9 protein-coding genes are annotated in these 6,807 nt (G+C 65.6%); 7 read left to right on the top strand and 2 right to left on the bottom strand.

Going from position 1 to position 6,807, the window contains the following annotated elements:
- Positions 1-23 precede the first annotated feature (23 nt).
- Complete coding sequence (locus VK98_RS22480; protein WP_156188030.1) at positions 24-365, bottom strand: hypothetical protein; 342 nt, start codon at positions 363-365, stop codon at positions 24-26.
- Between the two features lie 289 nt (positions 366-654).
- Complete coding sequence (locus VK98_RS22475) at positions 655-1,002, bottom strand: Mor transcription activator family protein (RefSeq protein WP_048416153.1); 348 nt, start codon at positions 1,000-1,002, stop codon at positions 655-657.
- 231 nt (positions 1,003-1,233) lie between these two features.
- On the opposite strand from VK98_RS22475, the gene VK98_RS22470 reads away from it, so the two are divergent.
- The 7 genes from VK98_RS22470 to VK98_RS22445 form a co-directional block, all read left to right on the top strand.
- Positions 1,234-1,695 (top strand): Gp37 family protein, encoded by a 462-nt coding sequence (locus tag VK98_RS22470; protein ID WP_053077555.1) that lies wholly within the window; start codon positions 1,234-1,236, stop codon positions 1,693-1,695.
- Positions 1,692-1,886 carry a hypothetical protein gene (locus VK98_RS22465; RefSeq protein ID WP_048416151.1) on the top strand — a complete coding sequence of 65 codons (195 nt, stop codon included), beginning with the start codon at positions 1,692-1,694 and terminating at the stop codon, positions 1,884-1,886. The genes VK98_RS22470 and VK98_RS22465 overlap by 4 nt, the downstream gene beginning before the upstream one ends.
- 2 nt (positions 1,887-1,888) lie before the next feature.
- Complete coding sequence (locus VK98_RS22460; RefSeq protein ID WP_048416150.1) at positions 1,889-3,325, top strand: phage tail sheath subtilisin-like domain-containing protein; 1,437 nt, start codon at positions 1,889-1,891, stop codon at positions 3,323-3,325.
- 2 nt (positions 3,326-3,327) lie between these two features.
- The gene (locus VK98_RS22455) at positions 3,328-3,852 is read left to right on the top strand and encodes a phage major tail tube protein (protein ID WP_043592621.1); all 525 of its coding nucleotides are present in this window, start codon (positions 3,328-3,330) and stop codon (positions 3,850-3,852) included.
- A gap of 214 nt (positions 3,853-4,066) precedes the next feature.
- Positions 4,067-4,321 (top strand): phage tail assembly protein, encoded by a 255-nt coding sequence (locus VK98_RS22450; protein ID WP_019101636.1) that lies wholly within the window; start codon positions 4,067-4,069, stop codon positions 4,319-4,321.
- 25 nt (positions 4,322-4,346) lie between these two features.
- Positions 4,347-4,475 carry a hypothetical protein gene (locus VK98_RS24400; protein ID WP_255360667.1) on the top strand — a complete coding sequence of 43 codons (129 nt, stop codon included), beginning with the start codon at positions 4,347-4,349 and terminating at the stop codon, positions 4,473-4,475.
- Between the two features lie 126 nt (positions 4,476-4,601).
- On the top strand, positions 4,602-6,807 hold a 2,206-nt coding region (locus VK98_RS22445; RefSeq protein ID WP_048416149.1), incomplete at its 3' end, for a hypothetical protein.

The raw sequence follows: 6,807 nt of genomic DNA, 5'->3' as shown, positions 1-6,807 counted from the left end.
GGAGGCTTTGTTGCGTCTGGCGTTCAATAATAGCTGACCACCAATTGGCCGCGCTGGCTGCCCTTGGGCGTGGCGATGCTGAAGCTGCGCCGGCCGGTGCTGCGATCCAGATCATAGCCGTTGGCGGCGGCCTGGCTGCTGGATTGGGCGTCGGCGTTGGCCCGCACCGGCAGGTACTCGCCGTTGGCGGTGATGGCTTCGATGTGAACCGGCGCTTTGCATTTGCCGACGACCAGCTGGCTGGGGCCGTTGGCGCGGCTGGGCGCGTCCAGCGCCAGCGGACATTGGGCCTCGACGATGCGGCCGCTGAAGAGGATGACGCCACCGGCGGCGTAGGCGGCTGACGACAGCAATAGGAATGCCATGGCGGCAAGAGGCGCTGAATGTTTCATATGGATACCCCGTTTGATCGAATGAGCTTGTTCCCAACGACTCTGACGGTCGTTGTAGTGGTGTGGCCTTCTAGGTATAGGCGGTATCCAGATTGATTCCAGCAAAAAATTAATATGTTAAAGCTATGTCTAATAGAAAATCGCTATAAATATTTAAAATATAGCCTGTATTGAATTGATGTTGTTTAAAATATGGCGATGAAAAAGCCGCTCCCGGGCCTCCGGCGAGCGGCTTTTTGCATGAATGCGGCCGACCGCGCGCTCAGCCGGCCTGAGCGGCGCGTTGCTCCAGTTCCCGTTGCCGTTCCGTCTTGACGATCTTGTAGATCCATTGCAGCGAGACGCCGTAGCGGCGCGCCAGTTCGGCGTGGTTGCCGCCGGTGAATTCACGGTAGATCTGTTGGTCGCGCAGCGAGGATTTGTAGGACAGGCCGATGGGGAAGTAGATGTTCTGTCCGCCCCAGTGCTTGGCCATGCGTTCGGCGATTTCCTGGCCCAGTTGCTCCGCTTGTTGCTGCTCGGTGTTGGCGAGTTGTTTCAAGGTCATGGCCACGTGCTGGGCCAGGTCGACGAGCAGTTCCGGTCCTTTGCTGCGAAAGCGTGCTTGCATGGCTGTGTCCTTTGGCGGCGGTATCGATGACGGACATTATCGCCGTCCGCGCGCGCGCGGCCCGGATGACGGGTGTCAGCGCCGGCGCGGTCCGGCTTTCTGTAAAGAGGGTTAAAAGACCGCAACGGGGGCGATGGCGCATCCTTGCCCTCGTTCGATGGCCAGGCGCCGTCGGCAACCGCCATTGCGAGTGATCTCGCCTTTCTTCCCTCGATGTCCAGGAGCCCGGCCGTGGCCAGCACTTCCCAAATTGTTGACGCGCTGTTGGCGCGTTTGCGCAGCGCTTTGCCGTCATTGAACGTCGAGCATTGCGCCGCGCCGGCCGATTACCGGCTTGAACATCCGCAAGGCGCGCTCTTGTTGAGCTACCGCGGCAGCCAATTCGCCTTGCCGCGAGATGTGGCCGGAGTCTGCCAGCTGCGCACGCTGCAGCTGGAGCTGACGCTGCTGCTGCGGCGCGCCGGCGCGCAAGTCAACGATACGGAAGCGCTGGACGCGGCGCGGCGCGCCTGCCTGGGATTCTCCGCGCCGGATTGCCGACCCGCCTGCTTGTCGAGCGAAACCTTTTTGGGCTTCAGCGACGGCATCGCCCGTTACGCCATTTCGCTGGCCGCCGAAACCTTGCAGGTGGCGGAGGCGGCCCCGGGGCATGAGCCTGTGTTAACCGCAGTCACTAAGGAGGAGCAATCATGAAGTACTTGTATTCCGGGCCGATCAGCGGCGTCACTCTGGCCGACGGCCAGGAAATCATGTTGTTTCCCGGCGCGGAAGTGGAGATGCCGGAACAGCACGATTACACCCGCATGCTGTTGGCCCTGCAGCACCTGAGCCCGTTGCCGCAAGCGGCGGCGTCGACGTCCCCTAGCGCTGAACAAGGAGCTTGAGCATGGCAGCCAATTATCTGCATGGCGTGGAAACCATTGAAGTCGAACGCGGCGCGCGTCCGGTTCGCACCGTCAAATCGGCGGTGATCGGCCTGATCGGCACCGCGCCGCTGGCGCCGGAAGCGGCCAATACCCCGGTGTTGTGCCTGTCGGAAAAAGACGCGGCGGCCTTTGGCCCGCAACTGGCCGGCTTCACCATTCCGCAAGCGCTGAACGCGATCTACGATCACGGCGCCGGCACCGTGGTGGTGATCAACGTGCTGGACCCGGCCGTGCATAAAAGCGCGGTGGCCGGCGAGGCGGTGACGCTGGACGCGGCCACCGGCCAGGGCAAGACCGCCAAGGCGGCGCTGCTGAACGCGGTGGTGAAGAGCGCCGACGGCGCCACCGCTTACACGGCGGGCACCGACTACCTGCTGGACGCGGTCAACGGCAAGATCACCCGTTTGAAGGACGGCGTCATCGCCGCCGGCGCGGTGTTGAAGGTCAGCTACGATTACGCCGATCCGAACAAGGTCACCGCCGCCGACATCATCGGCGCGGTCAACGCCGCCGGCAACCGCACCGGTCTGAAAGCGCTGCAGGACACTTACAACCGCTTCGGCTTCTTCGCCAAGCTGTTGATCGCGCCGGGCTTCTGCACCCAGAACTCGGTGGCCAGCGCGATGGCGGCCATGGCCGACAAACTGGACGCCATCGCCTACGTCGACGCGCCCATCGGCACCAGCTTCGCCCAGGCGCAAGCCGGACGCGGCCCGGCCGGCGGCATCAACTTCAACACCTCCAGCGACCGCGTGCGCCTGTGCTACCCGCACATCAAGGTGTACGACCCGGCGACCAACGACACCCGTCTGGAGCCGCTGTCGGCCCGCGCCGCCGGCCTGCGCGCCAAGGTGGACAACGACAAGGGCTTCTGGTGGTCCAGCTCCAATCAGGAGCTGGCCGGCGTGATCGGCGTGGAGCGTCAGCTGACCGCGATGATCGACGATCCGCAGTCCGAGGTGAACCTGCTGAACGAGCAGGGCATCACCACGGTGTTCTCCAGCTTCGGCTCCGGCTTCCGCCTGTGGGGCAACCGCACCGCGGCCTGGCCCACCGTCAGCCATATGCGCAACTTCGAGAACGTGCGCCGCACCGGCGACGTGATCAATGAATCGATCCGCTATTTCAGCCAGCAGTTCATCGACATGCCGCTGAACCAGGCCACCATCGACGCGCTGGTTGAGTCGGTGAACGGCTATGGCCGCAAGCTGATCGGCGATGGCGCGCTGCTGGGCTTCAAAGCCTGGTTCGACGCGGCGCGCAACCCGGAAACCGAGCTGGCCGCCGGCCACCTGCTGATCAGCTACAAGTACACGGTGCCGCCGCCGCTGGAACGTCTGACCTTTGAGACCGAGATCACCTCGGAATACCTGTTGAGCCTGAAGGGAGGCAATTGATCATGGCAGGCAAGATTGAAATCAACCGCATCACCAACGCCAACATCTACATCAACGGCAACTCGCTGTTGGGCCGGGCCGAGGAGATCAAGCTGCCGGACGTGTCCGCCATCATGCAGGAGCACAAGGCGCTGGGCATGGTGGGCAAGATCGAGCTGCCGGCCGGCTTCGACAAGCTGGAGGGCGAGATCAAATGGAACTCGTTGTACAAGGACGTGGCCAAGATCATCGCCAATCCGTTCCAGGCGGTGCAACTGCAAGCCCGTTCCAGCATCGAGACCTACGGCGCGCAGGGCCGCCTGCAGCAGGTCAGCCTGGTGACCTTCCTGACCGTGATGTTCAAGAAGAACCCGCTGGGCACCTACAAACAGCATGAAAACGCCGATTTCAGCTCCTCTTTCTCCGCCACCTATATCAAGCAGGTAGTGGACGGCGAGGACGTGCTGGAGCTGGACTACCTGGCCAATATTTTCCGGGTGGGCGGCAACGACATGCTGGAGCTGTACCGCCGCAACATCGGCGGTTGATCCAGGGCCGGCCGCCGGCCGGCTTGCCGGCAGGTTTCCGCGCGCAACAGGCCGGGCCCGGCTTAGCCGGGTCCGCCTGAGCCGCGGCGGTCCACTGCTTTGCAAGCCGGCCGGGGCTTTCAAGCCTTTCCCTAAAGGGCTTTAACAGACCCGCCGGGCCGCAAACCGGACAATGAAGCTCATCAACCACGCAGCCTGCGACCAAGGAGCTCACATGAAGATCAAACTCAAATACCCGTTCACCAACGCCGCCGGCGAACGCCTGGACAGCCTGGAAATCAGCCGCCTGAAGCGCGCCGATCTCAAGGCCGCCAGCCATCACAGCCAGGATGACGCGGACCAGGAGGACTTCCTGTTCGCGCGCATGACCGGCCTGACCCTGGAAGACATCGACCAGCTCGACATCGCCGACAGCCGCGCGCTGGCGGACTGCTTTCGCGACATGGTGGGCGTCTCCGACGACGCTTAAGGAGTTCGACGAAGCGCTGCTGACCGTGCTCGGCCTGCCGCCGTCGGAAATCGACGCGTTGGCGATGGACGACTACTGGTTCTGGTGCGAGGTGGCGGAGCGAGAGATCCAGCGCCGTCACGAGCGCGACCAGCAGTGGCTGGATCGAGACTGATGGTTTCCTGCGCCGTGCGTTCGCGCGGCCCGGGGCCGGCTCGTCCGTCCGGACGGCCGCCGGCCCCATCCGGAGCCGCCGGCGCTGGCCTGGCGGCCCTTCCCCTCACACTCACAGGCTAACACCATGGTAAGCGAGTTTTTCATCGGTCTTAAGGTGGGAGCGACGCTGTCCGGGGTCTTCGACAACGCCTTCCGCTCCGCCCGCGCCTCCTTGGACGAACTGGGCAAGACCAGCTTGCGGCTGCGCGATCGCCAGCGCGAGCTGAGCGACAGCGTGGAGCGTTCCCGCAAGGCCTTCGCCGCGCTGGATCTGCCGCAGCTGGAGCGCGACCACCGCAAGCTGGAACTGACGCTGGACCGCCTGCGCCAGCGGCACGACGCCTGGCTGGACAGCGTCAAGCGCGGCCGGGGCGTCAAGCTCGCCCTGCCCGGCGTGTCCCAGGTCAGCGAACTGGTGGCCAAGTGCCGCGTCGAGCTGCAGGCCTCGGTCAAGGTCAAGGCGGTGATCGAAGTGGAACAGCGGGTGAAGGAAAGCCAGGAGCGGCAAAAAGACGCCACCTGCAATCCGCGCCCGCCGACCGCGCCCAAGCGGCCGACCCCGCGCGGCGACGACGACGGCAAGTCCAAGGACGCGCCGCCCGATCTCGAATCCACCCTCAAGCGTCTGCGCACGCCCGGCATCCAGCGATGGATAGGCGTGGCCGACGCCGTTCAGCTGTCCTCGCGCTGGTTGTCCGACGCCGCCGGCAAAACCCACGAAGTCCTGTCCAAAGGCCTGGGTAATAAGGCGCTGCGTTATGTGCACGGCAAGCTCAATCCTTTGCTGGGCGGCAAGCTGCCCAGCGTGGACACCATGCTGGGCGCGCTGGAAAGCACCCGCGACGGCGGCGCCGCCGTCGCCAAGGGCGCCGCCAGGGTGGGTCAGGCGCTGCGCCGTTACGCCGACACCCCGGGCAATGTGCTGGCCAAGATCGCCGCCGCCAGCGAGGCGCTGTTGAAAGAAGACGGCGCCAAGGCGGCCGCGTCGGGCAAGCCGGGCGGTACGGCGGCCAAGGGCAAGGCCGGCGGCGGCAAGATCCGTTCCGCCATCCGCCTATTGCAAGGCCTGCCGGCGCCGGACGCCACGCCCTTGATCGAATTCAACGACAAGGTGGGCGGCATCAGCCGCGATGTGGCCAAGGCGGCCGGCACCGTGCACAAGACCTTGTCGCAAGGCCTGGGCAACAAGGCGCTGCGCTATGTGCACGGCAAGCTCAATCCGCTGTTGCGCGGCAAGCTGCCCAGCGTGGAAAGCCTGCTCGGCTCGGTGAAGGCCTTGGAGGACGGCGCGACCAAGGCCGGCGAGATCAGCGACAAGGTGGGCAAATCGCTGCGCCGCTATCAGGACACCAAGGGCGGCTTGCTGAGCAAGCTGTGGGCCGCCGGCGGCGAATGGTTCAAGGAAGACAAGCCGGGCGCCGCCCAGAGCGAAGCGGACAAGCCCGGCGCCAGCCAGAGCCAGGCCGACAAGCCGGGCGACTGCATGGCGGCCAAGCCCGAGAACTGCTGCTGTTGCTGCCAGCCGGCCACGCGCGACATCGACAAGCCCGGCGACGGCATGGACCCGGAGCGGGACGAGCGCAAGAAGGAAGACAAGCGCGACAAGGAGAAAAAGAACGACAGGCGCGAGCGCGGCCGCAAGGAGCGGCGTCCCAAGCCCCGGCCCAAGCCGCGTCCGAAACCGGAGCCAAAACCGCGTCCGAAGTCGGGCCCGCGTCCGCGGCGCTTGCCCAAGGGCCGCGGCCTGCCCGGCGGCATCGGCGAGGTGTTCCGACGCGGCGCGGCCGTGGCCAAGGCCGGCCTGAAAGGCCTGGGCGCTGCGCTGAAGCAAGTGCCGGGCATGCTGCGCGGGGGCTTGCAGAAGACGGGAGACTGGCTCAAAAGCCTGCCGGGCAAGGCCAAGGCCGGCGCGCAGAGCGCGGCCAAGGCGGCGGGCTCCGCGGCCAGCCGCGTCGGCGGCGGGCTGAAGCGTCTGCCCGGATTGGCGCGTGGCGGCATCGGCAGCGCGGCCAAGCTGGCCAGGACGGTGGCCCAGCGCGCGGCGCCGCTGTTGAAAACCGGCGTCGGCGTGGCCAAGACCGGTCTCGGCATCGGCAAGGAAGTGTTCAAGCGCACCGGCGGCCTGCTCAAGGCCGGCATCGCCGGTTCGGTGATCACGGTGATGGAGGCTGGCCAGGAGGCCTGGAACGTCAGCAAGTCCAATCGCAGCCAGACCGAAAAGAACAAGGAGTACTGGAAGATAGGCGGCAGGGCCGGCGGCTCCATCGGCGGCGCGGCGATGGGCGCGGCCA

This window comes from Chromobacterium sp. LK11, assembly GCF_001043705.1.
Taxonomy (GTDB): domain Bacteria; phylum Pseudomonadota; class Gammaproteobacteria; order Burkholderiales; family Chromobacteriaceae; genus Chromobacterium; species Chromobacterium alkanivorans.
This window is presented reverse-complemented; position numbering and strand designations above follow the sequence as displayed.

Bases quoted from the DNA above. Each gene is read 5' to 3' on its own strand.
- VK98_RS22480 (WP_156188030.1), bottom strand. From the start codon at position 365: ATGGCATTCCTATTGCTGTCGTCAGCCGCCTACGCCGCCGGTGGCGTC.
- VK98_RS22475 (WP_048416153.1), bottom strand. From the start codon at position 1,002: ATGCAAGCACGCTTTCGCAGCAAAGGACCGGAACTGCTCGTCGACCTG.
- VK98_RS22465 (WP_048416151.1), top strand. From the start codon at position 1,692: ATGAAGTACTTGTATTCCGGGCCGATCAGCGGCGTCACTCTGGCCGAC.
- VK98_RS22460 (WP_048416150.1), top strand. From the start codon at position 1,889: ATGGCAGCCAATTATCTGCATGGCGTGGAAACCATTGAAGTCGAACGC.
- VK98_RS22455 (WP_043592621.1), top strand. From the start codon at position 3,328: ATGGCAGGCAAGATTGAAATCAACCGCATCACCAACGCCAACATCTAC.
- VK98_RS22450 (WP_019101636.1), top strand. From the start codon at position 4,067: ATGAAGATCAAACTCAAATACCCGTTCACCAACGCCGCCGGCGAACGC.